The sequence below is a fragment of the Aeromicrobium marinum DSM 15272 genome (genome assembly GCF_000160775.2).
In the GTDB taxonomy this organism is placed as follows: Bacteria; Actinomycetota; Actinomycetes; order Propionibacteriales; family Nocardioidaceae; genus Aeromicrobium; species Aeromicrobium marinum.
Window position 1 is genome coordinate 2,974,647 of the sequence record NZ_CM001024.1, and the last position, 26,992, is coordinate 3,001,638.

26 protein-coding genes are annotated in these 26,992 nt (G+C 72.1%); 14 read left to right on the plus strand and 12 right to left on the minus strand.

Annotated elements, in window-relative coordinates; genetic code table 11:
- Positions 1–3 precede the first annotated feature (3 nt).
- The 6 genes from HMPREF0063_RS14950 to HMPREF0063_RS14975 form a co-directional block, all read right to left on the minus strand.
- The gene (locus HMPREF0063_RS14950; protein WP_007079542.1) at positions 4–1,524 is read right to left on the minus strand and encodes an AMP-binding protein; all 1,521 of its coding nucleotides are present in this window, start codon (positions 1,522–1,524) and stop codon (positions 4–6) included.
- Between the two features lie 198 nt (positions 1,525–1,722).
- Complete coding sequence (locus tag HMPREF0063_RS14955; protein WP_007079543.1) at positions 1,723–2,130, minus strand: hypothetical protein; 408 nt, start codon at positions 2,128–2,130, stop codon at positions 1,723–1,725.
- Positions 2,127–3,563, minus strand: coding sequence for an alpha/beta hydrolase family protein (locus HMPREF0063_RS14960; protein ID WP_007079544.1), 1,437 nt, complete (start codon positions 3,561–3,563; stop codon positions 2,127–2,129). Before HMPREF0063_RS14960 ends, HMPREF0063_RS14955 begins: the two co-directional genes overlap by 4 nt.
- On the minus strand, positions 3,556–4,320 hold the full coding sequence (locus HMPREF0063_RS14965; protein WP_156794152.1) for a hypothetical protein: 765 nt from the start codon (positions 4,318–4,320) through the stop codon (positions 3,556–3,558). Before HMPREF0063_RS14965 ends, HMPREF0063_RS14960 begins: the two co-directional genes overlap by 8 nt.
- 5 nt (positions 4,321–4,325) lie before the next feature.
- Positions 4,326–4,760 (minus strand): hypothetical protein, encoded by a 435-nt coding sequence (locus tag HMPREF0063_RS14970; protein ID WP_007079546.1) that lies wholly within the window; start codon positions 4,758–4,760, stop codon positions 4,326–4,328.
- Between the two features lie 20 nt (positions 4,761–4,780).
- Complete coding sequence (locus HMPREF0063_RS14975) at positions 4,781–5,638, minus strand: 3-hydroxybutyryl-CoA dehydrogenase (RefSeq protein WP_007079547.1); 858 nt, start codon at positions 5,636–5,638, stop codon at positions 4,781–4,783.
- 144 nt (positions 5,639–5,782) lie between these two features.
- Here HMPREF0063_RS14975 and HMPREF0063_RS14980 point away from each other — a divergent pair, with 144 nt between their 5' ends.
- Positions 5,783–6,163, plus strand: a complete 381-nt coding sequence (locus tag HMPREF0063_RS14980; RefSeq protein WP_007079548.1) for a hypothetical protein — start codon at positions 5,783–5,785, stop codon at positions 6,161–6,163.
- Between the two features lie 49 nt (positions 6,164–6,212).
- Positions 6,213–7,109 (plus strand): haloalkane dehalogenase, encoded by an 897-nt coding sequence (locus HMPREF0063_RS14985; protein ID WP_007079549.1) that lies wholly within the window; start codon positions 6,213–6,215, stop codon positions 7,107–7,109.
- A 132-nt stretch (positions 7,110–7,241) separates the two neighbouring features.
- Here HMPREF0063_RS14985 and HMPREF0063_RS14990 read toward each other — a convergent pair whose 3' ends face one another.
- The 3 genes from HMPREF0063_RS14990 to HMPREF0063_RS15000 all read right to left on the minus strand — a co-directional run bounded on the left by HMPREF0063_RS14990 (position 7,242) and on the right by HMPREF0063_RS15000 (position 10,391).
- On the minus strand, positions 7,242–7,862 hold the full coding sequence (locus HMPREF0063_RS14990; protein ID WP_040320334.1) for a TetR/AcrR family transcriptional regulator: 621 nt from the start codon (positions 7,860–7,862) through the stop codon (positions 7,242–7,244).
- Positions 7,859–8,884: an oxygenase MpaB family protein gene (locus HMPREF0063_RS14995; protein WP_007079550.1), complete on the minus strand. Its 1,026-nt coding sequence runs from the start codon at positions 8,882–8,884 to the stop codon at positions 7,859–7,861. The genes HMPREF0063_RS14990 and HMPREF0063_RS14995 overlap by 4 nt, the downstream gene beginning before the upstream one ends.
- A gap of 136 nt (positions 8,885–9,020) precedes the next feature.
- The gene (locus HMPREF0063_RS15000; protein WP_007079551.1) at positions 9,021–10,391 is read right to left on the minus strand and encodes an FAD-dependent oxidoreductase; all 1,371 of its coding nucleotides are present in this window, start codon (positions 10,389–10,391) and stop codon (positions 9,021–9,023) included.
- A gap of 144 nt (positions 10,392–10,535) precedes the next feature.
- On the opposite strand from HMPREF0063_RS15000, the gene HMPREF0063_RS15005 reads away from it, so the two are divergent.
- From HMPREF0063_RS15005 to HMPREF0063_RS15060, 12 genes are all read left to right on the plus strand, one after another.
- On the plus strand, positions 10,536–11,594 hold the full coding sequence (locus tag HMPREF0063_RS15005; protein WP_007079552.1) for an FAD-dependent monooxygenase: 1,059 nt from the start codon (positions 10,536–10,538) through the stop codon (positions 11,592–11,594).
- The gene (locus HMPREF0063_RS15010; protein WP_007079553.1) at positions 11,591–12,991 is read left to right on the plus strand and encodes a phytoene desaturase family protein; all 1,401 of its coding nucleotides are present in this window, start codon (positions 11,591–11,593) and stop codon (positions 12,989–12,991) included. Before HMPREF0063_RS15005 ends, HMPREF0063_RS15010 begins: the two co-directional genes overlap by 4 nt.
- Positions 12,992–13,132: 141 nt before the next feature.
- Positions 13,133–13,612: an FMN-binding protein gene (locus HMPREF0063_RS15015; RefSeq protein ID WP_007079554.1), complete on the plus strand. Its 480-nt coding sequence runs from the start codon at positions 13,133–13,135 to the stop codon at positions 13,610–13,612.
- Between the two features lie 76 nt (positions 13,613–13,688).
- Positions 13,689–14,444, plus strand: a complete 756-nt coding sequence (locus HMPREF0063_RS15020; RefSeq protein ID WP_007079555.1) for an FAD:protein FMN transferase — start codon at positions 13,689–13,691, stop codon at positions 14,442–14,444.
- Complete coding sequence (locus tag HMPREF0063_RS15025; protein ID WP_007079556.1) at positions 14,441–15,991, plus strand: ferredoxin--NADP reductase; 1,551 nt, start codon at positions 14,441–14,443, stop codon at positions 15,989–15,991. The genes HMPREF0063_RS15020 and HMPREF0063_RS15025 overlap by 4 nt, the downstream gene beginning before the upstream one ends.
- 38 nt (positions 15,992–16,029) lie before the next feature.
- Positions 16,030–17,259, plus strand: a complete 1,230-nt coding sequence (locus HMPREF0063_RS15030) for a glycosyltransferase family 4 protein (protein WP_007079557.1) — start codon at positions 16,030–16,032, stop codon at positions 17,257–17,259.
- A gap of 10 nt (positions 17,260–17,269) precedes the next feature.
- Positions 17,270–17,983 carry a class I SAM-dependent methyltransferase gene (locus HMPREF0063_RS15035; protein ID WP_007079558.1) on the plus strand — a complete coding sequence of 238 codons (714 nt, stop codon included), beginning with the start codon at positions 17,270–17,272 and terminating at the stop codon, positions 17,981–17,983.
- Entirely contained in the window at positions 17,980–18,969 is a 990-nt protein-coding gene (locus HMPREF0063_RS15040) for a glucosidase family protein (protein WP_245527724.1), read from the plus strand. The genes HMPREF0063_RS15035 and HMPREF0063_RS15040 overlap by 4 nt, the downstream gene beginning before the upstream one ends.
- Positions 18,970–18,994: 25 nt before the next feature.
- Positions 18,995–19,621 (plus strand): class I SAM-dependent methyltransferase, encoded by a 627-nt coding sequence (locus HMPREF0063_RS15045; RefSeq protein ID WP_040320336.1) that lies wholly within the window; start codon positions 18,995–18,997, stop codon positions 19,619–19,621.
- A 218-nt stretch (positions 19,622–19,839) separates the two neighbouring features.
- On the plus strand, positions 19,840–22,458 hold the full coding sequence (clpB, locus tag HMPREF0063_RS15050) for an ATP-dependent chaperone ClpB (RefSeq protein WP_007079561.1): 2,619 nt from the start codon (positions 19,840–19,842) through the stop codon (positions 22,456–22,458).
- Entirely contained in the window at positions 22,455–23,450 is a 996-nt protein-coding gene (locus tag HMPREF0063_RS15055; RefSeq protein ID WP_007079562.1) for a hypothetical protein, read from the plus strand. Before clpB ends, HMPREF0063_RS15055 begins: the two co-directional genes overlap by 4 nt.
- A 77-nt stretch (positions 23,451–23,527) precedes the next feature.
- Positions 23,528–24,886, plus strand: coding sequence for an NAD(P)/FAD-dependent oxidoreductase (locus HMPREF0063_RS15060; protein ID WP_007079563.1), 1,359 nt, complete (start codon positions 23,528–23,530; stop codon positions 24,884–24,886).
- 13 nt (positions 24,887–24,899) lie between these two features.
- Here HMPREF0063_RS15060 and HMPREF0063_RS15065 read toward each other — a convergent pair whose 3' ends face one another.
- The 3 genes from HMPREF0063_RS15065 to HMPREF0063_RS15075 are packed head-to-tail and all read right to left on the minus strand — an operon-like array spanning position 24,900 to position 26,949.
- Positions 24,900–25,232, minus strand: a complete 333-nt coding sequence (locus tag HMPREF0063_RS15065) for a nuclear transport factor 2 family protein (RefSeq protein WP_007079564.1) — start codon at positions 25,230–25,232, stop codon at positions 24,900–24,902.
- A 56-nt stretch (positions 25,233–25,288) separates the two neighbouring features.
- The gene (locus HMPREF0063_RS15070) at positions 25,289–25,879 is read right to left on the minus strand and encodes a hypothetical protein (protein WP_007079565.1); all 591 of its coding nucleotides are present in this window, start codon (positions 25,877–25,879) and stop codon (positions 25,289–25,291) included.
- Positions 25,876–26,949: a hypothetical protein gene (locus HMPREF0063_RS15075; protein WP_040320337.1), complete on the minus strand. Its 1,074-nt coding sequence runs from the start codon at positions 26,947–26,949 to the stop codon at positions 25,876–25,878. The genes HMPREF0063_RS15070 and HMPREF0063_RS15075 overlap by 4 nt, the downstream gene beginning before the upstream one ends.
- Positions 26,950–26,992: the final 43 nt, after the last annotated feature.

Here is a 26,992-nt window from a genome sequence, read left to right on the forward strand (position 1 = left end):
CCGTCAGTTGACCTGGCGGTCGTGGCCGGCCCAGAACTCCTGCCGCAGCTTGAACTTCTGCAGCTTGCCCGTGGCGGTGCGGGCGAGCTCGTCGCGGAACTCGATCCGCTTCGGGCACTTGTAGCCGGCCAGCCGTTCCCGGCAGTGCGCGATCAGCTCGTCCGCGGTCACCCCGTCGGCCACGACCAGCGCCGTGACCAGCTCGCCCCACCGTTCGTCCGGCGTGCCGATGACGGCGACCTCCCGCACGGCGTCGTGCGACGCCAGTGCATCCTCGACCTCGATCGACGAGACGTTCTCGCCGCCGCTGATGATGACGTCCTTCTTGCGGTCGGCGATGGTGACGTAGCCGTCCTCGTACGACCCGCCGTCGCCGGTGTGGAACCAGTCGCCGGCCAGCGCCTCGGTGGTGGCGTCCGGGTTGTCCCAGTAGCCCTGCAGCACCGTGTTGCTGCGCGCCAGGATCTCTCCGGAGTCGTCGAGCATGATGCTGGTGCTGAGCGCCGGCGCCCCGGCGCGACCCAGGAGCCGGGCCTGCTCGGGCGCCTCGAGGTCGTCCCACTCCTCGCGCATGCGGCTCATCGTCAGCAGCGGCGCGGTCTCGGTCAGGCCGTAGATCTGGATGAACTCCCAACCGAGTTCTGCACGGACCCGCTCGATCGTGCGGGTCGGCGGCGGCGCACCGGCGACCACGCACCGGACCCGGTCACGGCCGGGCACCTCGCCCTCCCACGTCTCGAGGGCGTCGAGGACCATCGCCAGCACCGCGGGTGCGCAGCACAGGTAGGTGACGCCGTGCTCGGCGATGCGGCGCAGGATCTCGGCGCCGTCGACCTGCCTCAGCACGATGTGCCGGCCGCCCATGCCCGTGACGCCGTAGACCTGGCCCCACCCGTTGCAGTGGAACATCGGCAGGGTGTGCAGGTACACGTCGCGGTCGCTGACCGACGCCTGCCAGCCGAAGACCGTCGCGTTGGTCCACAGCGCGCGGTGGGTCTGCTCCACGCCCTTGGGCCGCGCGGTGGTGCCGGAGGTGTAGTTGATCGTCGCAGTGGCGTTCTCGTCGGGCTCCCACGGGCGGGGCTCGGCGCGGCTCGACCAGATCCGGTCGTCGTCGCGGCCCAGGACGAACACGTGCGGCGCGTCGATCACGTCGGCCAGGTGGGCCAGGTCGGGATCCAGCATGACGACCTCGGCGCCGCAGTGGTCGACGATGTACTCGACCTCGGCGGCCGCGAGACGGAAGTTGATCGGCACGAACACCCGACCCCAGGCCGAGACGCCGAAGAACGACACCAGCATCCGGGCGGCGTTGTGCGAGATCATCGCGACCCGTGCACCCGGTTCGATGCCGAGCTCGTCCAGCGTCGCCGCCTGCGACCGTGCGAGGCGCATGACGTCGGCGTAGGTCAGCTCGCCCCACGACGGTGCGGTCTGCTGCGGCTCGTCGACGACGGCGACCCGCTCGGGGTAGACGGTGTGGGCGCGGGCGAGGAAGTCGCCGACGCTGAACGCAACCTGCATGCTGCTCCTCGGGTGTGGCGGGGGTCACGGCCATCCTGCCCCTCGCCCGGTCGCGGCACCACCGTGGCCCGAGCCCGGATCGCCCGGCGGCACCCTGGTCGCGCTGAACGGGCGGTGGGTGAGCAACCTTTCCCTGCTCCCGTCGGTGGGTGAGCAACCGCCTGGGCCCGCGATTCGGTTGCCTACCCACCGCCGGAGTCAGTCGCCGGGCGGGGTGCCGTCGCCGGGCTGGGGGCCGTAGCGCTGCTCCAGCTCGGCGCGGGTCCCCACGTCAAGATCTTCGAAGCGGACCTGGCGACCGTCCTGGACGCCGACCAGGTTGATGTCGGCGTCGGCCCGGCCCTGCCGGAGTATGGCGTGGGCCCGGTCCAAGACTTCCTGGGCGTCGGCGTCGGGAGCGATGGCGACCTTCCCCGCGTAGAGATTCTCGAGCGTGTCCACATACGCGATGTCGACGGACTGGATGCCCGGCACCGCCAGGATCTGGGCGTAGAGCTGCTCGTCGGGGATCGGCGTGTACGCGGGCGTCGGGTCGTCGCGGCCCGGCGTGCAGCCTCCGGCCGCGAGGAGCGCGGCGACGATCATGAAGGTCCAGTGCATTCTCATGGCTGCTCCGGGGTGATCTGGTAGCGGGTGCTGGTGCCGGTTCCAGCGAAGAAGTGCTCGTTCTGTCGACGCCAGGCCTCGATGCCGGGGTCGGTCGACGCGTCGACGTCGGAGCCGGTGCTCGCGTAGTTGCCGGTCGAGTGCGCAGTGACCGGACCCCTGGCGCCGCGGTCTGTCCCCTCGGAGTCGCTGAGTGCGCGCCGTACGGTGGTCCAGTTGGAGCGGTCGGGGTTCGCCGTCCCGTCGAGCATCGGGACGAAGTCCTGGGTGTGCTCCAGCGACACCACCGAGACGTGGTCGGGTACGTCGAATCGGCCCACCGGTGATCCGCCCGTCACGACACTGGTCACGTTGAACTCGCGGCGCAGGCCCGGATCGGAGGCCATCGTCATCGCGGTGATGCCACCTTGGCTGTGTCCGGTGAGCATCACCGGTGCGCCGGCGGGAATGTCGGCCCTGCGCATGGCCTCGGCGACCAGATCGGTGATGATCGCCTCCTGTCCCGCGCTCAGGGTCAGGTTGGTGGTGTTGTCGATCGGGTTGTCGCCGCGCTGGGTGTCGAGGACCTGGGTGCCTGGGATCTGAACGATGTAGGAGGGCGGATGGCCGACCGCGATGACCTGCACCTGACCGGGATCGGACGACAGCAGGCCCTGCTGTTGAAAGATCGTCCTGATCGCGGAGTCGGGGCTGATCGGGATCTCCTCGGCCTCACCGACACGATCCACGCGGAAGTCGCCGGTGTCCTCGAAGTGTCCCGCCAGCCGAGCGAGGGCCAGCAGGCCGGCGACCGACGAGGCGTAGTCGCCGGTGGGCCAGTTGCCGTCGCTCAGGGTGGCCAGGAGCAGCGGGCCGCCGGGCAACAGGGCCGCCAGCGAGAACGCGCCTCCCTGCACCAGGCCCGGCGCCATCCGGCTCAACGCCTCCATGAGCCAGGGGTTGTCGTACAACGTCTCTTGGACGTCGGCCAGGAGGGCGTCACGGTTCAGGTACAGCTGGGCGGCGAGCGCCGGGTTCTGGGCGGCCGCGACGAGCAGCGCGAGCGCGGCCGCGGGGAGCACCGCCCCGGCGGTGAATCCGGCAGCGTCCCACCACAGCTCCTCGGCCCGGGCGAGCTGCTCGTCGGTGAACTGCAGGACGTCGACGCTGGTGCGCAGGTAGCGGGCCGCGACCTCCAGCTCGACGCTGGTCCACAGGGCGCCCCGGTGGCCGGTCGCGGCCGAGTCGATCGTCGCCAGGACCCCGGCCACCTCCCCGGGGCACAGCGCGGTGGCCTGTAAAAGGTCGCCGTCCACGAGCAGACCGGCGAGGCTTCCGCTGACCGAGCGCAGCTCGTCGCCCGCCTCGTCCAGCAGGTTCGCGTAGCTGACCATGTCCTCGTAGTTCGCGGTGATGCCGCCCGCCCCGCCGCTGATCGACAGGCCGTCACCCATCGTGGTCACCGTCCCGCGCGGCTGCCTCGAAGGCCCCGGCGAGCAGGTCGACGAGGTCATGACCGATCTCGGCGCGGCTGCGGACGGTGTGCGTCACGCGGGAGCCCTGGGTGGACACCGCCACCCAGCCCACGTCGGCGAGCAGCCACTGCCGCAGCTTCTGCTCCCGGTGCCCGGCCACGTGGACCGTGAGGGAGGCGCTGGCCGTGGTGCCGGCCGCGAGGGCGACGAGAACCTCCGGCGGCTCGGCGAATCCGGCCTGCTGCGCGACGTGCTGCGCGAGCGCGTGGTCGCCGGTCGTCAGGGCAAGGAACAGCGACAGCGAGGCCTCGTACGGCAGGGTGACCGGGTCGGCCGGGGTGTGTCGCTGCAGTCCCGCGGCCGGCAGGAGCCGCAGGATCTCGGCGACCAGGTGTTCCGGCACGGTGGCGCTGATCTCGATGCCGGGCACCGCGACCGGACCGGAGCCGTCGTCGGCCGGGACGAGCGCGCGGACCGCGATGCCGACGGACCGCAGGTCGCACCCCACCTGGGCGAGCACGCCGCGGTCACCCCGGCCCGAGACGAGGGTGATCCCCACGACGCCCATGTCGACCGCCAGCAGGGCGGCCTCGGCCACGGCGGGGTCGGCCGCGACCGTGGAGGCGGGCGTGCCGGGCAGGGGGGCCAGTGACGAGGTGGTGTGGTCACCGACGATCGCCGCCCAGTCGGGCTCGTCCACCCGGGCCCGCAGTGCGGTGCCGGAGGGTTCCAGCACGACGGTCACAGCAGCCGGCCCAGTCCGCCGGCGAGGTCACGGGCCTGGCCGACGAGCTCCTGGCCCTTCTCCACCGCGTCGTTCGCGAAGCCCTGAGCGGCGTCCATGACGTCGACGGCGCCGTCGGCCACCGCCTGCTGGACCTCCTCGATCGTGCGACCGGCCTGGTCGAGCAGATTCTGCAGGGTCCGTTGCCGTTCCTCGAGGGTGGTGGCCAGGGCCTCGATCTCGTCGGCCACCCGTCGGACGTCGTCGGCGACGGCCATCGCGGTGCGGCGACGCTCGGCCAGCTGGTCGCGGAACCGGTCGGCGGCGCTGCTTCGCCACTCGACGCCGGCCGTGCGCAGCACGTGCGCCGCGGCGTCGTCGACGGCGTCGGCCCAGGCCCGGACGCGCTGCGCGTCGGCGCGCAGGTCCTGCGGATCGCCCCCGAGCCTCATGCGGCCAGCGTAGACGCCGGTCAGCCGTAGGGGTAGAACCCGTGTCCGGACTTCTTGCCCAGCAGTCCGGCGTCGACCATGCGGTCGAGCAGCGGCGGGGGCGAGTAGAGCGGCTCCTTGAACTCGTCGTACATCGAGATGCCGATGGCGCGGATCGTGTCGAGCCCGATGAGGTCCGACAGGGCCAGCGGACCCATGGGGTGGCCGCAGCCCAGCACCATCCCGCGGTCAATGTCGGCGGCCGAGGCGTAGCCGGCCTCGTACATGCGGATCGCGGACAGCAGGTACGGCACCAGCAGGCTGTTGACGACGAACCCGGCGCGGTCGGTCGCCTCGATCGGCTCCTTGCCGAGGCCGTCGGTCACGTAGGCGCGCATGCGGTCCATCGTGGTCGGGGCGGTGGTCAGTGACGGGATGAGCTCGACGAGCTTCATCACGGGCGCGGGGTTGAAGAAGTGCACGCCCATGACGTGGTCGGCGCGTCCCGACACCGCGCCGAGCTTCACGATCGGGATCGACGAGGTGTTGGAGGTCAGGATCGCGTCCTCATCGATGAGGATCCGGCCGACCCGGCGGAACAGGTCGAGCTTGACCTGCTCGACCTCGCTCGCGGCCTCGACCACGAGCTGGCGGTCGGCCAGGCGTTCCAGGTCGTCGGTGACGCTGATCCGTTCGAGGGCGGCCGCGAGGTCCTGCGGGCTGATCTTGCCCCGGTCCGCCGCCCGCTCCAACGAGGCGACGATGCGGTCGTGCGCAGACTTCGCGGCCTCGTCGGAGACCTCCACCAGGACCACGTCGAGACCGGCACGGGCGTTGACCTCCACGATGCCGGACCCCATCAGGCCCCCGCCGATCACGCCGACACGTTCGATGCTCATCTGGTTCCATTCGTAGGACGTCCGAGGATTGGTGCCATCGTAGAGGGTCGTCGTCGGAAAAGATGAGGCGGCCTCATGTTTCGCCTCTGGCTCCTCCAGGAGTGGTGCCGCCGTCGCGGCGTGGGGACGTGATGGGATGACGCCATGCGTGGGTGGTGCGTGGCGTTGACGGCGGCGGTCGTGCTGGCCGGGTGTGGCGGTTCCACGACCCCCGATCCTGCTCCGACGACCGCTGCTCCGGCGGAGGAGGGCGTGCCCGCGCCCGAGACGATGTCGGGCCTGCAGTGCGCTCCCACCGACCAGGGCACGTGGACGGCGACGGGCGTCATCACCCATCTGGAGCCCGAGCCCGCCACCTACCGCGTCACGGCCTACGTGGGCCCGGCCGACGGACTGCCGCGGGCGGCGGTGAGCACCGAGCTGGAGGCGATCCAGCCCGAGGGGGCGGCCCCGTTCGAGGTGACGGGCATCCCGGCCCACGGTGAGGGGCCGGTGTGCCACGTGCAGGTCCTCCGGCTGGAGTGACCCCGCTCGAACCCCTGACATCGGCACGCCCGGTGTGCGAAGGTGCCGCATGACCACCCCGACCGTGCACCGCACCCCGGACGAGCGCTTCGCCGACCTGCCCGACTTCCCGTACGAGCCGCACTACCGCGAGTGGGACGGTCTTCGCCTGGCCCACGTCGAGGCCGGTGAGGGCTCGACCGTCGTGCTGCTGCACGGGGAGCCGACCTGGTCGTTCCTGTGGCGACACGTCATGGCCGAGCTCGTGGAGGCCGGCCACCGGTGCATCGCCCCGGACCTGCCCGGTTTCGGCCGGTCCGACAAGCCGGCCGACGAGTGGTTCACCTACGACCGCCTGGTGGCGTCGGTGGTGTCGCTGTTCGAGGACCTGGACCTGCGTGACGTGACCCTCGTGGTGCACGACTGGGGTGGGCCGGTGGGTCTGCGGGTCGCGACCACCGAGATCCCGGACCGCATCGCACGGATCGTCGTGATGGACTCGGGTCTGTTCACCGGGCAGCAGCGAATGGGCGCGGCGTGGCAGGCCTTCCACGAGTTCGTGCAGGCGACGCCGGACCTGCCGATCGGGATGCTGATCGGCGGAGCGGTGGCCACGCCGATGGCCGACGAGGTGCTCGCCGCCTACGAGGCACCGTTCGACTCCGTCGACGCCAAGGGTGGAGCGCGCACCCTGCCGGGACTGATCCCGCAGAGCCCGGACGCCCCCGGTGCCGCCGAGGGCAGGGCTGCGGTCGAGCGGTTGGCCGTCGACACCCGGCCGATGCTGCTGATGTGGGCCGACAGCGACGTCGTGCTGCCGCTGGAGGCGACGGGTCGGCAGATGGAGCAGCTGCTGCCGCTGGACCAGCCGCTGCAGGTGGTCGAGGGTGCCGGGCACTTCCTCCAGGAGGATGCAGGTCCTCAGATCGGCCGCAGCATCGCGGCCTGGCTCGACCAGCTGCCCTGACCCCCCGCCCCCCGCGCCCCGCGAAATTTCGGAGCCGGCACGGCGTCCTGTCACATGGCACGGCAGATCTGCCGTGCCATGTGCGAACCTCCCGTGCCGGCTCCGTAACTTCGCGCGGCGGGAGGTGGGGGATCAGGAGCGCGGGGGTTCGAGGGTCGCGCCGAGGGCGGCCCGGGCGAACCGCACCAGCCGCTCGGCGGGGTACGCCGCCGGGTCGTCGAGCATCAACGTCCCGAGCCGCTCGGCGGCCGCGAGCAGTGCCTCGCTCGTCAGGGCGGCGTCGATGCGCCCGTCCGGCACGGCACGCTCGACCATGGACCGGAGCTGCTGGCGCACGACGGTCCGCCCGGCCTCCACCCGCTCGCGCACCGCGCCTGGGGTGCCCTGGGGCGGGAGCAGCATGAGTCGCCACGTGGCCGGTTCCTCGTGGACGAGGGTCGCCAGCCGTTCGACCCAGGCCAGCAGGGTGCGGGTGACGTCGGCGCCGGGTGACGTCGACGGCAGCGCCTCGGCCAGCTGTTCGAACGTCCGGTGCTCCTCGCGGTCGAGCAGTGCCATGAGGAGGGCCGACAGGTCCGGGTAGGCCTTGTACACGACGGGCTTGGCGATGCCCATCCGTCGCGCGACGGCCTCCATGGTGACCCCGGAATAGCCGTGCTCGAGGATCAGCTCGAGCGCGGCGTCGAGCGCCTCGACGCGCCGGACCTCGATGCTGCGTCGCGGCTGCCGGGTCGCAGCGGTCCGGTCGGTCACACCGACACCGGGACCGACGTCGGTGCGGCCGGTGCAGCCGACCCGGCCGCCTGGCGCTGCAGCTCGGCCGGTGCGGCGAGCCGGCCCCAGCGCTCGCGGGCCTCCGCCGGGGTGACCACGACCGGGTCGAGCACCTCGTCGTGCCGCAGCGCCGGGAGGGCGACAGCAGCGGTGGCGGGCGACACGATCCTCAGCAGTCGCGTCCGCACGGGCATCGGCGCGGCAGCGCGCATCGCGACCGAGTAGAGGACCCAGACGAGCGCATCGGTGAGGCGGGTCTGCCGGATGCCGGTCAGGTCGCGCATCCACCGCGGGAACGTCGAGATCGTGGCCCGGCGGACGATCCGGCCCGCGATCGAGCTCGGCAGCCGCAGCACGGGGGTGCGCGGTCCGATCATGGTGGCCGCCTCGAGCAGGTGCAGCATCATCGCGCGGGTCTCCTCGGTGACGCAGAGCCGGGCGCGGACCTCCTGCAGGTAGGCGCTCGCCTCGGCCCGGGACGACGGCACGCGCTCGACGTCGATCGTCTGCAGCTCGGCGGCCACGCGGCAGGCCGCCCACCACTGCTGGTCCTCGGTCTCGGTGATCCGTCCGGGCCCGAACGTCTCGTAGGTGTACTGGATGGAGTGCCACGCGGTGACGTGGATCCACAGCTGGGTCTCGGGGTCGTTGGGGCTGTAGGGCAGACCGCTCACCGGCTCGGTCCCGGTGACGGCTCCGTGCACGCGGTACAGGATCTCGGAGGCCTCGATGGCCGACCGGCTGTCGCCCAGCGCCATCGTCGCGAAGTACACGAGCGTGTTGTCGTAGCGGGCCGCCGGCGCGTACCGCACCTTGTCGGTGCCGGCGACGGCGGCGAGCAGGAACGGATCGAGCTCCTCGATCACGACCGAGCGCTGGAACCCGACGGTGACCGACGTCGGATAGCCCCAGAGCTGCCAGACGATCGATCCGGGACCGAAGAAGCCGTGGTCCTCCCGCGGGCGGACGGGACGGCGGCGGGCAGGCGCGGTGGACGGCATGGAGGTCTCCTTCGTGACGGATTCGCTACGCTAGCGTAACTACGCATGCGTAGCAAGACCTCCGAGATGTGCTCCTGAATCAACGGAATCCTGCACGGAAAAGGTTGATGTGGGAGCACATCTGGGTCGGGGTGGGTCAGGAGCGGGAGACGCGCACCATCTCGTCGCGCTCGACGACCTTGACCCGCTCGCGGGCGTGCGCGTGGGTCTCGCCGAGCATCTGCTCGTGCGCCTCGAGCTTCTCCCAGCCGTCCCACGTGGTGTAGGCGATGCCGCGGCTGTCGAGGTGACGGTCGAACGCCTCGCGCTCGGGATGCTCCGGGGCGATGAGGTCGTCGACGTCCTCGACCAGCATGCCGACGGTCTCGGCGGCGTCGGACTTGGTGTGGCCGATGAGCCCCACCGGGCCGCGCTTGATCCAGCCGGTCGCGTACACGCCGGGCAACGGGGTGCCGTCGATGTCGATCACGTGGCCGCCGTCGTTCGGGACGACACCGGACACGCTGTCGAACGGCAGGCCCACGAGGTTGTCGGAGTAGTAGCCGATCGCGCGGTACACCGCCTGCACCGGCCAGTCGACGAACTCCCCGGTGCCGCGCACGTTGCCCGTGCCGTCGAGCTCGGTGACCTCGGTCCGCAGCCCCACGACCTTGCCGTCCTCGCCGAGGATCTCGACCGGGTTCTGGCAGAAGTGGATGTGGATGCGGTGCGCGGCGCCGGTCGGCTCCTTGGCCAGGTAGTTCTGCAGCACGTCGACGACCAGCTTCTGGCTCTTGGCGGCCTTCAGGGCCTCCATGGAGCCCTCGTCGAGCTCGAAGCCCTCCGGGTGCACGATGACGTCGATGTTGGGGCTGTGCGACAGCTCGCGGAGCTCCATGGGGGTGAACTTGACCTGCGCGGGCCCGCGGCGCGCGAACACGTGCACGTCGGTCGTGGCGTTGCGGGACAGCCCGGCGTGGACGTTGTCGGGGATCTCGGTGACCAGCAGCTCGTCGGCGGTCTTCGCCAGGATCCGGGCGACGTCGAGCCCGACGTTGCCCACCCCGAGCACGGCCACCTGGGTGGCGTGCGGCTGGAAGTCCCAGTCGCGGTCGACGTCGGGGTGGCCGTCGTACCAGTAGACGAAGTCCGCCGCGCCGAACGACCCGTGCAGGTCGATGCCGGGGATCTGCAGGTCGCGGTCGCGGCGGGCGCCGGTCGCGAAGATGACCGCGTCGTAGAACTGCCGCAGGTCCTCGAGCTTGAGGTCGGTGCCGAAGTTGACGTTGCCGAAGAACCGGATGTCGGGGTTGCTCATGACCCGCTTGAGGGCCTTGATGATCTCCTTGATCCGGGGGTGGTCCGGCGCGACCCCGTAGCGGATCAGCCCGAACGGCGTGGGGTCGCGGTCGATGATGTCGACCGTGACGGAGTCGACGGACGGCACCTCGGACTTGGTGAGGATGTCGGCGGCGTAGACCCCGGCGGGGCCACCTCCGACCACGGCGACGCGCAGTTTCCGGCTCATGCAGAGTTCTCCTGACAACGGTGCTGTACGAGGCAATCCTAAGGCGTCGACACCAGTGGTGGACATCCGTCCACCAAGCGAACGCTTGCTTTGTGATGTGGATCATACCGGCCCGCTCGAGGGGCCACGGACTAGCGTGGTCGCATGCCCCCCGCGCCGGTCGTCGTCGGAGCAGGTCTCGCCGGTCTGACCTTCGCGCTCGCGGCCCTGCGGCACGACCTCGAGGTGACCGTCCAGGACGAGCGGGCCGAGCTCGGAGGTGGGGCGGCCCTGACGCTGTGGCCGAACGCCCTGGCGGCGCTCGACCACGTCGGGTGGGGTGACGCCGTGCGTGACCTGGGCGAGCCCGTGGCCGGCGGCGGGGTGCGCCGGGCCGACGGTGCCTGGGTGCGCCGGCTCGACCCCTCGGCCACCGTCCGTGCCCTGGGTGAGCCCCTCCGGGTCGTCGACCGGGGCGAGCTGCAGTCGCTGCTGCTGGCCGCCGTCGGGCGCGACCGGGTGCGGCTCGGTGTCCGCGCCCAGTCCCCCGAGGGTGATCTCGTCGTCGGGGCCGACGGCTACCGCTCGGTGGTCGCCCGGCACCTCGATCCGTCGATGTCGGAGACCTACGCGGGGTACGTCGCCTGGCGAGGAGTCGCGCCGCTGGCGGTCGACCCGGCGCTCGCCGGCGTGGTGTGGGGCGAGCGCGGGGAGGCGGGCGTGATGCCCATGCGGGGCGGGCGGACCTACTGGTTCGTCACCAGCGCCGGCGCCGAGGACCAGATCGGGCCACCGGCGGCCCACTGGCCGGACCCCCTCCCGGACCTGGTCGCCGCGACCGGCCGTGAGGCGATCCTGCGCCACCCCATGTACGACCGGACCATGCCCAGGCGCTGGCACGACGGCCGGTGCGTCGTCATCGGCGACGCCGCCCACGCCATGCAGCCCGGTCTCGGCCAGGGCGGGTGCACCGCGATCGAGGACGCCGTGGTGCTCGCCGACCTGCTCGCCGCCACCGATCCCGTCACCGCGTTCACGCAGTTCGAGCGCCGCCGCCGGCGACGGGTCGCGCCGATCGTGCGCGCGGCCCGGACGGCGGGCGACACGCTGCACTCCAGCCGCGGCCGGCTGCTCGCCCCGGTGGCCCGCCGCGTGCCCCAGCCCCTCGTGCTCGCCGCCCTGCGCCGTGTGGCCGGCCGGTCGGCCTGGGAGGCGGCAGCATGAGCACCGCCGTGGTCGTCGGGTCCGGGCCCAACGGGCTCTCTGCGGCGATCGTCCTGGCCCAGGCCGGACTCGACGTCACCGTCGTCGAGGCGGCGGAGACGATCGGCGGGGGCACCCGCACCGAGCAGCTGACCCGTCCGGGGCTGCTGCACGACGTCTGCTCCGCCGCGCACCCGACCGCCCAGGTGTCGCCGTACTTCCGGTCGTTGCCGCTGGCCGACCACGGGTTGCGCTGGGCACACGCCGAGGTCGAGGCCGTCCACCTGCTCGACGGCGGTCGTGCCGGCGTCCTGCACCGCGACCTGGAGGCCACGGCCGCGGGGATGGGGCCCGACGCCGACCGGTGGCGCCGACTGTTCGGACCGCTGGTCGGCCGGGAGGACCGCATCGCCGAGGACGTCCTCGGACCGATCCTCGGCGTGCCGAGCCACCCGACGGACCTCGTCCGGTTCGCGCCCCGGGCCGTGCTCCCGGTGTCGGTGCTGACCCGGCGCTGGCGGTCCGACGAGGCCCGCTCGCTGATGGCGGCGTTCGCGGCCCACCCGGTCACCCCGCTCGACCGCCCCACCACTGGCGGCATCGCCATGCTGTTCGGGATGCTCGGTCACGCCGGTGGGTGGCCCGTGGCCGTCGGCGGATCCGCGGCGATCACGACGGCCCTGGCCGGGGTGCTGGGCGACCTGGGAGGACGCATCGAGACCGGGCACCGTGTCCGCTCGCTGCCCGACGCCGACCTCGTGCTGTTCGACACCGACCCGGCCGAGGCGATCGCCGTCGCCGGCTCCCGGGTGAGCGGCCACGTGCGGCGGGCGTTGTCCCGCTGGAAGCACGGCCCGGCTGCCTTCAAGGTCGACCTCGCCGTCGACGGGGGGATCCCCTGGACCCACCCGGATGCGCGCCGGGCCGGCACCCTGCACCTCGGCGGCACCTTCGAGCAGGTGCACGCGGCCGAGGTGGCGGTGCAGGCCGGACGCATGCCGGAGCGGCCGTTCGTGCTGCTGTGCCAGCAGTACCTGGCCGATCCGTCCCGGTCGGTCGGCGACCTGCACCCCGTGTGGGCCTACGCGCACGTGCCGTACGGCTGGACCGGCGACGCGACCGAGGCCGTCCTCGCCCAGATCGAGCGGTTCGCGCCGGGCGCGCGGGAGAGGATCGTCGACGTCGCCGTGCGCACCCCGGCCGATCTCGCCGCCGACAACCCCAACTACGTGGGGGGCGACATCACCGGCGGCGCGAGCACGGTGGTGCAGACGGTGCTGCGTCCGCGGCCCGGTCTGGACCCCTACCGGTTGGGCCCCGGGCTCTGGCTCTGCTCGTCCTCGACCCCGCCGGGCGGGGGCGTGCACGGGATGGCCGGGTTCCACGCCGCGACCCGAGCAGTCCGGTCGTTGCGATGAGATCCTTGCTGTGACGTGCCTGAGAGGTGCGCCGGACCGGAACCGAAGTCGGTGCGTGTCCGTTGAACCCCCGAGGAACGACCCAGAAGTACCCCGGGCCCCCGCCCGACACCCCCGCCACCGACCCAGGAGACCAGACCGGTGACCCTGCCCCGCTACAAGAACACCTTCCTGACCGCCGCTGCGGCGTCGGCCCTGCTGCTCACCGCAGCCTGCGGGAGCGAGGCCACGGACGACGACTCCTCGGCGGCGACCGCCCCGGCTGCCGCCGGTGGGAGCGCCGACTCCGCCGACGCCGATCCCTCCGCGGCCTCGTCCGGCGGCTACGCCGCAGGCGACTACTCCGCCGAGGGCAGCTACCAGACGCCCGGTGGCACCCAGAGCGTCGTCGTCGAGCTGTCCCTCGACGCCACCGGCACGATCACCTCCGTCGAGGTCATCCCCCAGGCCGACGGCGGCAACTCCGAACAGTTCCAGGGTCGGTTCGCCGGCGGCATCGCCGACGAGGTCGAAGGGGTCAGCATCGACGACCTCGACGTCTCGAAGGTCTCGGGCTCGTCGCTGACCAGCGGCGGCTTCAACAAGGCGATCGACGAGATCAAGGCCCAGGCCGCTGCCTGAGTGGCGGTTCGAGGCGATCGGCACCGGCTGGCAGATCGACACCGACGAACCGCTCGGCGAGCCGGTCCGGTCGCGCGTGCTCGGTCTGGTCGAGGCGTTCGACCTCACCTGGTCGAGGTTCCGTGACGACGGCTCGGTCGGCCGGCTCCGCGCCGGGGCGACCGTCGACCTCGGGCCCGGCGCGGCTGAGCTGCTCGAGGTCTACGACCGGCTCGACGCGGTCACCGACGGCGCGGTCAACCCCCTGGTCGGCGGCAGTCTGGAGCACCTCGGCTACGACGCCGACTACACGCTGCGGGCCCGTGGTGTGCCCGTGCCCGCGGCGCCCTGGTCGGCGGCGCAGCGACAGGGGGATCGGCTGACGGTGCCTCGCGGGAGCACCCTGGACGTGGGCGCGGCGGGCAAGGGGCGACTGGTCGACCTCGTGGCCGCGGCCACGGGAGTGCCGTGCGTCGTCGACGCCGGCGGCGACATCCTCAACCTCGGCAGCGAGGCACTGCGGGTCGCGCTGGAGCACCCCGGCGATCCGTCGCGTGCCGTGGGCGTCGCGGTCGTGTCCCCGGGGCAGGCCCTGTGCGGGTCCGCGGTCAACCGCCGGGCCTGGGGCGAGGGTCTGCACCACGTGCTCGACGCGCGGACGGGTGCGCCGGTCGACGGCGTCGTCGCCACCTGGGCCGTGGCCGACACCGCCATGACGGCCGACGCGGTCAGCACCGCGCTCTTCCACGCGGCACCCGAGCGGATCGCTGCCGCCTTCGCGTACCGTCACGTGACCATCGATGCCGAGGGCCTGCGGGCCTCCGACGACTTCCCCGGGGAGCTGTTCGCATGATCACCGTCAAGAACCGGCTCGACGACCTGCTGGGTCGCGCCACGATGTACCGCCTCGTGTCGGTGGTCCTCGGCTTCATCGCCGCCGTCGCGGTGGTGCTGGCCTCCACCGAACGGCTCGACCCCACGATCTTCGAGCCCGGCGCGATGATGCTGACGCTGCTGGTGCTGATGGTCGCGTCGCTGGCGGCCAGCCGGCTGTGCGCGACCATCTGGCGGACGACCCCGCACCTGGAGTCGGCGGTCATCACGGCGCTGCTGCTGTGGTTCCTCTACTGGCCGAGCACCGACCCGACGACCCTGGCGTGGTTGGCCGCGGCCGCGGCCCTCGCCCACCTCTCCAAGTACGTCATCGCGTGGCGCGGGCGCCACGTGCTGAACCCGGCGGCGGCCGGCGCGGCGCTGCTGGTGCTGGCCGGGGAGGTCCTCGACTCGGTGCCGCTCACCACCTGGTGGGCCGCGAGTGAAGCGCTGTTCCCGTTCGTGCTCGTGGGCGCCGGGCTCGTGCTGTACCGGACCGGGCGGTTCGAGCTGGCGGCCGTGTTCGCCGTGCTCGCGGCGGTGCTGACCTACTGGGGCGTCTCGGGATTCATCTCCGACACCGGCGACGCACTGTCGTTCGTCGTGTACTCCACGCCGATCGTGTTCTTCGCCGGCTTCATGCTCAGTGAGCCCCTCACCCTCCCGCCCCGGCGCCGCCAGCAGGTGGCGGTCGCCGCCGTGGCCGCCGTGGTCTTCACCTGGCCGCTGTTCTCCCAGCGCGTGCTGGACGACCCGTTCGCGCTGGGTCCGTTCGAGGGCACCTACGAGCTGGCGCTGGTCGTGGCCAACGTGATCGCCTTCGGCCTCGGGCAGCGGGGCGGGCTGCGCCTCGACGTGAGGGAGGTCCGCCCGCTCGCCGGGGACGTGTGGGAGATCGTGTTCGAGCCCCAGCGTCCGGTGCGGTTCGTGGCGGGTCAGTACCTCGAGCTCGACCTGCCGCACCCCGGCGCGGACCGTCGCGGGAGCCGGCGGATGTTCACGATCTCGTCGCCGCCGGGGGCCGCGACGGTGACGGTGGCGGTGCGCGTCCCGGAGGTGTCCTCGAGCTTCAAGCAGGCGCTGCTGGCGCTGGAGCCCGGCACGGTCGTGACGGCCACCGGGGTGCATGGCGACTTCGTGTGGCCCGACGCCGGCCGGCCGGTCGTGCTCGTCGCCGGTGGCATCGGCGTCACGCCGTTCCTGAGCCAGCTGCGCGCCGACCGGGATCGCGACGCGGTGCTCGTGTACGGCGTGCCGGACGCCGACGAGGTGCCCTACCGCGACGAGCTGGTGGATGTCGGGGCCCGCGTGGTCCTGGTCGCCCCCGCGCCCCCGGCCGACCTGCCGGAGGGGTGGCGGCACGTGCCGGCGCCCTTCGTCACGGGGGACACCGTCGCCGACGCCGTGCCCGACCTGGCGTCGCGCTCGGCCTTCGTCTCCGGTCCGCCGGCGATGGTCGACGCGGTCCGTCAGTCACTGCGTCGACGGTGCGCCGCCGTCCACACCGACCACTTCACCGGCTACTGACTCACCGGGGCCGGTGTACTCGGCGGTAGGGTCAGCGCATGCGCATTGCCCTCCTGTCGTACCGCAGCAAGGCGCACGTGGGCGGCCAGGGCGTGTACGTGCGGCAGCTGAGCCATGGTCTCGTCGAGCTCGGGCACGACGTGGAGGTCATCTCGGGGCAGCCGTATCCCGAGGACCTGGACCCCCGGGTCCGCCTCACCCGACTCGCCAGCCTCGACCTCTATCGCGACGACGACCCGTTCCGCACGCCGCGGCCGGGCGAGTTCCGGGACGCGATCGACGTGCTGGAGTTCCTCACCATGAAGACCGGCTGCTTCGCCGAGCCGCTCACCTTCAGCCTCCGCGCCGCCCGCCTGCTGCGTGAACGCGGCGACGAGTTCGACGTGGTGCACGACAACCAGACCCTCGGCTACGGGATGCTGCTCATGCTGCGTCGCGGCGTCCCGCTCGTCACCACGATCCATCACCCGATCAGCCGCGACTTCCGCGTGGACCTCGCCGCGGCCCGTGGGCTGCGCAAGCGGCTCGGGGTGCGGCAGTGGTACCGGTTCGTCGCCATGCAGGCGCGCGTCGCGCGCCGGCTCCCGGTCGTGATCGGCGTCTCGTCGGTGTCGGCCGACGACACGGCGACCGATTTCGGCATCGAGCGGGACCGCATCACGGTGGTGCCCCTCGGTGTCGACACCGACCTGTTCGCCCCTCGCGAGACCCCACGGGTGCCCGGCCGGATCGTCGCGATGGCCAGCGCCGACCGTCCGCTGAAGGGCATCCGTCATCTGCTGGACGCCGTGGCCAAGCTACGGGTCGACCACGACATCGAGCTGTGCCTCGTGTCGAACCTCGAGGCCGGGGGCCGCACCGAACGTCAGATCGAGGCGCTCGGCATCGGCGACATCGTGCGGGTCATGCCGGGCATCTCCGACGAGCAGCTGGCCGACCTCATGGCGTCGGCCGAGGTCATGTGCGTGCCGTCGCTGTACGAGGGTTTCTCGCTGCCCACCGTCGAGGCCCTCGCCTCCGGCACGCCGATCGTCGCCAGTCGCGCGGGCGCCCTCCCCGAGGTGGTCGGCGACTGCGCCGTGCTCACCCCGCCGGGTGACGTCGAGGCGCTGGTGGCGGGGATCGGCCGGTTGCTCGACGACCCCGCCGAACGCGAGCGACTCGGGTCGGCCGGGCGGGCCCGCGCCGAGGAGCGCTACAGCTGGACCTCGGTCGCCCGCGCGACCGCCGAGACCTACCGGGCCGCGATCGACGCGGCCACGACCTGAAGGAGCCCCCGTGCTGACCGTTGACTTCGACCGCCTCCGCGTGGGCCGTGGGACCCGCTTCATCGACGTGGGCGCCGGCGCCGGCCGACACTCCTACGAGGCCCTGCGCCGCGGCGCCGAGGTGACCGCGTTCGACATGGACGAGGTCGAGCTGAAGAACGTCGACGAGATGTTCGCGGCGCTGGCCGCCGAGGGCGAGGTGCCCCCGGGCGGCTCGGCCATGGTGCAGGTCGGGGACATCCTCGACATGCCGCACGCCGACGGCTCGTTCGACGTCGTCCTGGCCTCGGAGATCCTCGAGCACGTGCCCGAGGACGTGCAGGCGATCTCCGAGCTGGTGCGCATCCTCGCGCCCGGCGGGACCCTGGCCGTGACGGTGCCGCGCTACCTGCCCGAGCGCATCTGCTGGGCGCTCTCGGACGAGTACCACGCCAATGAGGGCGGACACATCCGCATCTACCGGGCTGACGAGCTGCGCGGCAAGCTCGAGGCCGCGGGGCTGACGTTCCAGCACTCGCACCACGCCCACGCCCTGCACGCGCCGTACTGGTGGATCAAGTGCGCGGTCGGGGTGCAGGCCGAGCAGCACCCGGCGGTGCGCGCCTACCACCGCCTGCTGGTCTGGGACATGATGAAGGCCCCCGCGGCCACCCGGGTGGCCGAGCGGGCGCTGAACCCGGTCATCGGCAAGAGCGTCGCGCTGTACTTCACGAAGCCGTGGTGACGGCCTCGCCGGTCACTCCCGAGCAGGTCGCGAGCTCCGCGGCCTGGATCGTCGGGCAGCAGGACCCCTCGGGGGCGATCCCGTGGAGCACCGAGCAGCACCTGGACCCGTGGGACCACGTGCAGTCCGCGATGGGCCTGGCCGCCGCCGGCCGGATCACCGAGGCCGAGCGGGCGTACGCGTGGTCGCGGGAGAACCAGCAGCCCGACGGGTCGTGGGCGGCGCGCTACCTGGCCGGTGCCGTCGACGACGACCACCTCGACACCAACTTCGTCGCCTACCTCGCCACCGGGGTGTGGCACCACTGGCTCGTCACCGGGGACCGCGCGTTCGTCGAGCGGATGTGGCCGGCGGTGGACGCGGCGCTGGCGTGCGTGCTGACGTGTGCGCAACCGGGCGGCGCGATCGCGTGGACGCGTGGCACCGACGAGGTCCTCGTGGCCGGCAACGGCAGCATCCACCTGTCCCTGCGGTGCGGTGCAGCCCTCGCGGGGCTCGTCGGTGCCCGCCGCCCCGCCTGGGACGAGGCCGCGCGGGCCATCCGCGAGGTCTTCGCGACCTCGCCGGACGGCTTCACCCCCAAGCCGCACTCGATGGACTGGTACTACCCGGTGCTCGGTGGTGCGCTCACGGGTGACGCGGCCGAGGCCCGCATCAAGGAGGGGTGGGACACCTTCGTGGTCGACGGGTTCGGCATCCGGTGCGTCACGCCGAACCCCTGGGTGACCGGGGCGGAGACGTGCGAGCTGGCGCTCGCGCTGGACGCCATCGGCCGCACCGACGACGCCCGCACCCAGCTGGCGGCGATGCAGCACCTGCGCGACGACGACGGCTCGTACTGGACGGGCCTCGTGGTGGACGACCGGCAGCTGTGGCCGGTCGAGCACACCACCTGGACGGCCGCGACGGTGATCCTCGCCCATGACGCGCTCACCCGCGGATCCGGCGGCAGCGGGATCTTCCGCGGCGACGGCCTTCCTGCCTGACGGGCAGGGATGGGAGAGTGTCGCCGTGACCGACCTGCCTGACGACCTGCTCCGCCTGGCCCGCTCCGTCAAGGGCTTCCTGCCCGACGACGAGGCCGACGCGCTGCGGTCCGCCGCCGCCACCCACCTGACGCCCGGTGGCGTGATGGTCGAGATCGGGACCTACTGCGGCAAGTCGACCATCCACCTCGGTCACGTCGCGCGGGAGGCCGGTGCGACGTTGGTGACCGTCGACCACCACCGCGGGTCGGAGGAGAACCAGGTCGGGTGGGAGTACCACGACGCCGAGCTGGTGGATCCGGAGACCGGGGTGTTCGACACCCTGCCGCGGTTCCGCCGGGCGATGCTCGACGCCGGGCTCGAGGACGTCGTGGTGCCGGTCGTCGCGCGGTCGACGACCGTGGCCGCGTTCTGGCGGACCCCGGTCGACGTGGTGTTCGTCGACGGCGGTCACACCGACGAACACGCGGGCAACGACTACGCCGGCTGGTCGCCGTGGGTGCGACCCGGCGGTGCGTTGCTGATCCACGACGTCTTCCCCGACCCGGCCGACGGCGGACAGGCTCCCTACCGCATCTACCTGCGGGCGCTGGACGACGGCTTCGTGGAGCAGCCGGGCACCGGCAGCCTGCGGGTGCTGCGCCGCCCCTGACTTCCCGCCGGGGCGGTGGATTCGCGACCGAATGAGGCTGTATTCGGTCGCGGATCCACCATCCGAGCGGGGCGGTGAGTTCGCGACCGAAAGACGGCGTATTCGGTCGCGAATCCACCGCCCGGAGGGAGGGGCGGCCGTGATCGCAAAGTTGACAGGAATAGACTCAACTTTGCCGGAGTTGATGATGATGTCACTCGCACCACCAGGGAGCCCCGATGGATCTGAACCGCTTCACCACCCGCAGCCAGCAGGCGTTCGCCGCAGCCATCTCGGCCGCCGCCGCAGCCGGACACCCGACCGTCGAACCCGCCCACCTCCTGACTGCCCTGCTGGGCCAGGACGGCGGCACCGCCGGCCCGCTCCTGCAGGCCGCCGGCGTCGACCCCCACCGGGTCGCCGCCGGTCTCAAGGCCGACCTCGACCGGCTGCCGAGCGCCACCGGCAGCACCGTCGCCAACCCGGGGCTGTCCCGCAGCAGCCACGCGGTGCTGCAGCGCGCCCAGGAGCTGGCCACCGGCGCCGGCGACGACTTCACCTCCACCGAGCACCTCGTCGTGGCCATCGCGACGGTCGACTCCCCGGCGCGCGGGACCCTGGCCGACGCCGGGGCCACGCCCGAGGCGCTGCAGGCCGCCTTCGAGTCCGTGCGCGGCACCGCCAAGGTCACCAGCGCCGACGCCGAGGACACCTACCAGTCCCTGGAGAAGTACGGCGTCGACCTCACCGCCGTCGCCCGCGACGGCAAGCTGGACCCGGTGATCGGGCGCGACGCCGAGATCCGTCGGGTGGTGCAGGTGCTGAGCCGTCGCACCAAGAACAACCCCGTGCTGATCGGTGAGCCGGGGGTCGGCAAGACCGCCGTCGTCGAGGGGCTGGCCCAGCGCATCGTCGCCGGCGACGTGCCCGACTCGCTGCGCGGCCGCCGACTCATCTCGCTCGACCTCGCCGCGATGGTCGCCGGCGCCAAGTACCGGGGGGAGTTCGAGGAACGGCTCAAGGCCGTGCTCGCCGAGATCAAGGCCTCGGAGGGTCAGGTCATCACTTTCATCGACGAGCTGCACACCGTCGTGGGTGCCGGTGCCGGCGGCGACAGCTCCATGGACGCCGGCAACATGCTGAAGCCGATGCTGGCCCGTGGCGAGCTGCGCATGATCGGCGCCACGACCCTGGACGAATACCGCGAACGGATCGAGGCCGACCCGGCCCTGGAGCGTCGCTTCCAGCAGGTCCTCGTCGGCGAACCGACCGTCGAGGACACCATCGCGATCCTGCGCGGCATCAAGGAGAAGTACGAGGCCCACCACAAGGTCGAGATCTCCGACGCCGCCCTCGTCGCGGCGGCCACGCTGTCCGACCGCTACATCCCCGCCCGCCAGCTACCGGACAAGGCGATCGACCTGGTCGACGAGGCGGGCAGCCGGCTGCGGATGGAGATCGACTCCAGCCCCGTCGAGATCGACGAGCTGCGCCGCGCCGTCGACCGGCTGCGGATGGAGGAGCTGCACCTGCAGAACGAGACCGACGACGCCAGCATCGACCGGCTCGCCACCCTGCGCACCGAGCTGGCCGACCGGGCCGAGACCCTGCGGGCGCTCGAGCAGCGGTGGGAGGCCGAGAAGTCCAGCCTCAACGCCGTCGGCGAGATCAAGGAACGCATCGACGAGGTGCGCAGCGCCGCCGAGCGGGCCCAGCGCGAGGGCGACATGGAGACCGCGAGCCGGCTGGTCTACGCCGAGATTCCCGCCATGGAGCGTCAGCTCGCGGAGGCGCAGGAGGCGGAGGCCAATCGCTCGGACGACCAGATGGTCCACGAGCAGGTCGGTCCCGACGACATCGCCGAGGTGGTCGCGTCGTGGACCGGCATCCCGACCGGCCGCCTGCTCGAGGGCGAGACCGGCAAGCTGCTCCGGATGGAAGACGAGCTCGGTCGTCGCCTCATCGGCCAGCGACGCGCCGTCGAGGCGGTCTCCGACGCGGTGCGCCGCTCACGGGCCGGCATCAGCGACCCCGACCGACCGACCGGCTCGTTCCTGTTCCTCGGTCCCACGGGCGTCGGCAAGACCGAGCTGGCCAAGACCCTGGCCGCGTTCCTGTTCGACGACGAGCGCGCCATGATCCGCATCGACATGAGTGAGTACGGCGAGAAACACTCCGTGAGCCGGCTCGTCGGCGCACCTCCCGGCTACGTCGGCTACGACGAGGGTGGTCAGCTGACCGAGGCGGTCCGCCGCCGTCCCTACTCGGTGGTGCTGCTCGACGAGGTCGAGAAGGCCCACGCCGACGTGTTCGACATCCTCCTGCAGGTCCTCGACGACGGCCGACTGACCGACGGGCAGGGCCGTACGGTCGACTTCCGCCACGTCATCCTCGTGCTCACCTCGAACCTCGGGTCGGCGTTCCTCTCCGACGCCACGCTCGACGACGGGGCCCGCAAGGGCGCCGTCATGGACCTGGTGAAGGTGGCGTTCAAGCCGGAGTTCCTCAACCGGCTCGACGAGATCGTGACCTTCGACCCGCTCGGCACCGCCGAGCTGACGCACATCGTCGACCTCCAGGTCGAGGCCCTGCAGCGCCGACTCGCGACGCGGCGCATCACGCTCGAGGTCAGTCCGGCCGCGAAGGAGTGGCTGGCGCTGACCGGATGGGACCCCGCGTACGGGGCGCGCCCGTTGCGGCGGCTGGTGCAGCAGTCGATCGGGGACCGTCTGGCCCGTGCCCTGCTGGCGGGCGAGGTCCGCGACGGCGACACCGTGCACGTGGACCGTGACGCCGCCGGGGACGGCCTGACCGTGGGGGTCCCGCCCAGGGGTGACGTGGTGGGATGGAACCCATGAGTGCCGAACGTCGCCCGCCCGCCGTCACCCTGGCGTGCGTGTTCATCGGCGTCTCGGGCCTGCTCCTGCTGGTCAACCTGATCAGTGCCCTCACCAGCTGGGGGTCGCTGGAGCTGCAGGAGGCCGTGCAGTCCGAGCTGGACTCCGGTCTGCTCGGCGACCAGGACCTCAGCCTCGCCACCGCGTTGGAGGTGCTCCGCTACGCGCTGCTGGTGCTGGTGGTCGTCGCCATCGCCGCCACCGTGCTGGCCTTCGCGACGGCCCGGGGCGACCGGGCCGCGCGACTCGTCCTCACGGTGCTGTGCGGGCTGGGCGCGGTCGTCTTCGCGCTGTCGGGGTTCGTGGGTCTGCTGCCAGCGATCTTCCTCGCCGGCAGCGCGTTCGTGCTGTGGTCGCCGGAGTCCCGGGTGTGGTTCGACGTCACGAACGACCGCACCCCGTCGCCCGAGCTGCTCGCCAAGGTCGCGACGCGCGCCGAGGAGCGTCGGGCGTCGCCGGAGCTGCCGCCGGTCTACCCCGGAGCGTCCGCCCACGGCTTCGACCGGCCCGAGCGACGCGCGGTGCCGTCGTCGGTGACGACGGCGGCCGTCACGATGCTGGTGTCGTCGCTGCTGGTGGGCTCGGCCGTCGCCGTCAACGTCCTGATGTACCTGGTGCGGCTGGCCGACCCGTCGGAGTACGCGGTGATCTTCGGCGACCAGCCACCGCCGGCGGAGACCCTGTACTCCCTGGGGGACTCCGAGCGCACCGTCGTGCTGGTCGTCGCGGTGTCGACGGTGCTGGCGGTGCTCTCGCTCCTGGGGTTCCTGGTGGCGATCGGCCTGCTGCTCAACCGGCCCCGCTGGCGGGTCCCGGCGCTGGTGCTCTCGTACGTGGGTCTGCTGGGTGCCGCCACGACGGTGCCGCTCGCCCTGCCCGTCGCGATCGCGGCGCTCGTCACGATCGTGCTGCTGCGTCGTCGGGAGTCCCGCGAGTGGTCGGGTCACCGGTGAACGGCACGGTGTGAGCGGAGTCACCGCGAGGACCGGGTGGATGCGGCACCACCGCCCGCGGGCCTAGACTTTCGAACATGTCCTCCAGCAGTGCTGTCACCCCGAAGCGTCCCCATGTCGTCGTGGTCGGCGGAGGGTTCGGTGGGCTCGCCGCGGTCCGCAAGCTCAAGCGTGCGGACGTCGACATCACCCTGATCGACCGGCACACCTACAACACCTTCCAGCCGCTGCTGTACCAGGTGGCGACCGCCAGCCTGAACCCCGGCGACATCACCTGGTTCCTGCGCGCGATCCGTGCCGGGCAGCGCAACGTGCGGTTCCTCAAGGGCATCGTCACGACGATCGACCACCAGTCCAAGGTCCTGAGCCTGCACGGTGACGTGTCGGTGTCGTACGACTACCTGATCCTGGCCAACGGCGTCACCACCAACTACTTCGGCACCCCGGGCGCCGAGGAGTTCGGCATCCCGCTGTACAAGCGGTCCGACGCACTCAAGGTCCGCGACACGATGTTCGCCAACCTCGAGGAGTTCGCCATCAACGGCCAGGACTCCGACCTGCGCCTCGTCGTCGTCGGCGGCGGCGCCACCGGCGTCGAGACGGCCGGTGCCCTCGCGGAGTTCCGCAACGACGACATGCCGACCACCTACCCCGAGCTCGACCGCAGCCGGATCCACATCACCCTGCTCGAGATGGCTCCGCACGTGCTGGGCCCGTTCCACGAGAAGCTGCGCGACTACGCCAAGAAGTCGCTCGAGAAGCGGCACGTCGACCTGCGGCTCGGGACGGCCGTCAAGGAGGTGCGCGCCGACGGCGTCGTCGTCGAGCGCGACGGTGTCGAGGAGTTCCTGCCCGCGGGCATCGTCGTGTGGGCCACCGGCGTCACCGCCCACCCGACCGTCCTGGACTGGAACGTGCCGCAGGGTCGTGGCGGCCGGGTGGAGGTCGACGAGCACCAGCGCGTCAAGGGTCTGCCGAACACCTTCGCGATCGGTGACATCTCGATCGGGCCCGACCCGCTGCCGCAGCTCGCGCAGCCGGCCATCCAGGGCGGCAAGCACGTCGCCAAGTTCATCCGCGCGGAGATCAAGGGCCGCACCGTCAAGCCCTTCAAGTACTCCGACAAGGGCACCATGGCCACGATCGGCAAGTCCTCGGCGATCGCCGAGATCAAGGGACTGCCCCGGCTCAAGGGATTCCCCGCGTGGATCATCTGGGTCGGGCTGCACGTCGCCACCCTGCTGGGCAACCGCAACCGGTTCGCGACGATGATCAACCTGTCGAGCAAGTACCTGTTCCGTCGCACCCACAACGCGATCGTCGGCGAGACGCCCTACGTCGTGGCCAAGCACGAGCTGACCATCTCGCCGAGCGACAAGCTGGCCAAGGAGCGGGTCATCGAGGCGCGCAAGACCGCGGCCAAGCGCGGCCGCTGACCGTACCCGCCGGTCAGGAGTGCGGCGGGATCGTGAAGCTCGCCAGGTGGTCGCCGTCGACCACGAAGATGCCGTCGGACGTGCCGGTGAAACGGCGACTGGTCCACGAGAAGCGGATGCGCACGGTGTCGCCGTCGGTCTCGGCGTCGAGCACCTCCATCTGCGCGCCCTGACCGATCGCGTCGGTGTCGGCCCAGCTGCGGACGCCGTCGCGCCCGCGCAGCACGCGCCCCCAGTCGTCGACGTGGCCGTCGTCGGTGAACGTCGCCACGAAGCCGTCGGTGTCGGCGGCGTTGACCGCGTCGACGAAGCGCTGGGCGGGGGCGGGGAGGACGGGTGCGGTCATGGTGCTGCCTTCCGAGAGGGCGTGCTGATCCGGTGTCGCTCCCACCGTAGCCCCGGTCAGACGGTGGCCGGCTCCTGGTGCGACTCACGGTCGCGGGTGACGCCGAGGGCCAGCCAGGCCCAGCCTGCGGCCAGCAGCACCATCGACAGGACGCCCCACGGCCGGTACACGTGCTCCTGCCAGAACATCCAGGCGCCGACGAGCACCAGGACGATGCCCGGTGCGGCCCGGAACCAGCCGGTGCGCCGGGCGGCCATGCCGCAGGCGATCGCCGCGGCGCCGAAGTAGGCGTAGGAGCCGATCGCGCCGAGGTCGCCTGCGACGGGGAAGATGATGCCCAGCCCGCCGGCCTCCGCCGCCTTGATCGCGCCACCGCCGATGCCGGCCAGGACGTCGAGCGAGGTGTAGAAGCAGGCGTAGACGAAGCCCAGCACGCCGACCAGCACGGCGAGCCCCCGGTCGACCTCGCGCGCGACGAGCCAGGGTCCCAGCGCGAGCAGGGGGAAGATCGGCAGCAGCACGGTGTGCATCATCTGCCAGTGCGGTGCGTCCTCGACCGTCAGCACCGGCGGGTGGGTGAGTCCCGTGGCGGCCGTGATCAGCGGTGGGACGGTGACGGCGACCAGCAACGCATAGCGGGAGATCATTCCTCCACGGTAGGCACGTCGGGCCGCTTCGGCTCGGTGAGCCAACGCCGGGCGTCGACGGGGTAGACCCAGCGTCGTCCCGGCCATTCGGTCAACGACCACAGCTCGCCCCGTTGGGGCCACCAGGTGATGTCCTCCGGACCGGTGGGCAGGACCCCTCGGTGACGGACGAACGCGTCGGGACGCCCGACCCACAGGTCGCCGGGGTTGCCTTCGCCGGCGCTCGCCGTGACGACCCAGGTGCCGTCGACCACGGCTGCTCCCTGCATGCGGGGCACCTGCCGCTCGAACTGCTCCACCGGCCGCGCGAGCTCCTCCTCGTCGTGGGCGAGCAGATGGGTGGCGCGGTCCAGGGCGTACCGCATCAGTCGGTGGCTGCCGCCGGCCCGGCCGTACTCGCCGACGACGAGGTGGTCGGTCGGACCCGATCGGTCGAGCGACATGAAGGAGTAGGTCATCGGACGGGTGCCCCTGTCGTGCTCCGCGACGTACCGGGTCACCTGGGGCAGCAGGTACCGGTAGCCCCGCCACGGGACCCGGGCCCGTTCGACCGCGTCGAGCGCGAACACCCTGATCCCGCTGGCGCTCCCGGCGACGAACAGGTGGTCGCCGTACCAGACGATGCCGCCGGCGTGGACCCGTACCGGGTGCAGCCACCGCACCGGACCGAGGCGGCGTGGCTCGACGAGCAGCACGTGCCGGTAGCGGACGTCGGGGTCGGTGACGTCGAGGACCGACAGACGCGAACCCAGGAACACCCGGCCGACGAAGCCGCGGGCGTACCAGCTGGTGACGACGACCGAGCGGTCGTCAAAGGTGCCCTGTCCGCCGGAGTCGGGACCGTACGCGTCCGCCGAGGTGGTGATGCCCTGCGGGTACCAGCGGGTGCTGGCCCTGTCGCGGGCCTCCCATGTGAGGCCGGTGCCTGCCGCCCGGCCCGGCACGTCGGTGGGCGTGGCGCGGCGGTGCAGGTCGCCCAGCACGCCCCGGAGGCCGACCCGTCGGGCCCACCGTCGGTGCGGCGCCGGGACACGGGTGGCCAGGCGGAGGCGGTGCGGCACCATGGTCACCCGGTCAGCCTACGAGGGCCGGCGGAGCACCCGTGGGGGTCGC

Bases quoted from the DNA above. Each gene is read 5' to 3' on its own strand.
- HMPREF0063_RS14950 (WP_007079542.1), bottom strand. From the start codon at position 1,524: ATGCAGGTTGCGTTCAGCGTCGGCGACTTCCTCGCCCGCGCCCACACC.
- HMPREF0063_RS14955 (WP_007079543.1), bottom strand. From the start codon at position 2,130: ATGAGAATGCACTGGACCTTCATGATCGTCGCCGCGCTCCTCGCGGCC.
- HMPREF0063_RS14960 (WP_007079544.1), bottom strand. From the start codon at position 3,563: ATGGGTGACGGCCTGTCGATCAGCGGCGGGGCGGGCGGCATCACCGCG.
- HMPREF0063_RS14970 (WP_007079546.1), bottom strand. From the start codon at position 4,760: ATGAGGCTCGGGGGCGATCCGCAGGACCTGCGCGCCGACGCGCAGCGC.
- HMPREF0063_RS14975 (WP_007079547.1), bottom strand. From the start codon at position 5,638: ATGAGCATCGAACGTGTCGGCGTGATCGGCGGGGGCCTGATGGGGTCC.
- HMPREF0063_RS14980 (WP_007079548.1), top strand. From the start codon at position 5,783: ATGCGTGGGTGGTGCGTGGCGTTGACGGCGGCGGTCGTGCTGGCCGGG.
- HMPREF0063_RS14985 (WP_007079549.1), top strand. From the start codon at position 6,213: ATGACCACCCCGACCGTGCACCGCACCCCGGACGAGCGCTTCGCCGAC.
- HMPREF0063_RS14995 (WP_007079550.1), bottom strand. From the start codon at position 8,884: ATGCCGTCCACCGCGCCTGCCCGCCGCCGTCCCGTCCGCCCGCGGGAG.
- HMPREF0063_RS15000 (WP_007079551.1), bottom strand. From the start codon at position 10,391: ATGAGCCGGAAACTGCGCGTCGCCGTGGTCGGAGGTGGCCCCGCCGGG.
- HMPREF0063_RS15005 (WP_007079552.1), top strand. From the start codon at position 10,536: ATGCCCCCCGCGCCGGTCGTCGTCGGAGCAGGTCTCGCCGGTCTGACC.
- HMPREF0063_RS15010 (WP_007079553.1), top strand. From the start codon at position 11,591: ATGAGCACCGCCGTGGTCGTCGGGTCCGGGCCCAACGGGCTCTCTGCG.
- HMPREF0063_RS15025 (WP_007079556.1), top strand. From the start codon at position 14,441: ATGATCACCGTCAAGAACCGGCTCGACGACCTGCTGGGTCGCGCCACG.
- HMPREF0063_RS15030 (WP_007079557.1), top strand. From the start codon at position 16,030: ATGCGCATTGCCCTCCTGTCGTACCGCAGCAAGGCGCACGTGGGCGGC.
- clpB (WP_007079561.1), top strand. From the start codon at position 19,840: ATGGATCTGAACCGCTTCACCACCCGCAGCCAGCAGGCGTTCGCCGCA.
- HMPREF0063_RS15055 (WP_007079562.1), top strand. From the start codon at position 22,455: ATGAGTGCCGAACGTCGCCCGCCCGCCGTCACCCTGGCGTGCGTGTTC.
- HMPREF0063_RS15060 (WP_007079563.1), top strand. From the start codon at position 23,528: ATGTCCTCCAGCAGTGCTGTCACCCCGAAGCGTCCCCATGTCGTCGTG.
- HMPREF0063_RS15065 (WP_007079564.1), bottom strand. From the start codon at position 25,232: ATGACCGCACCCGTCCTCCCCGCCCCCGCCCAGCGCTTCGTCGACGCG.
- HMPREF0063_RS15070 (WP_007079565.1), bottom strand. From the start codon at position 25,879: ATGATCTCCCGCTATGCGTTGCTGGTCGCCGTCACCGTCCCACCGCTG.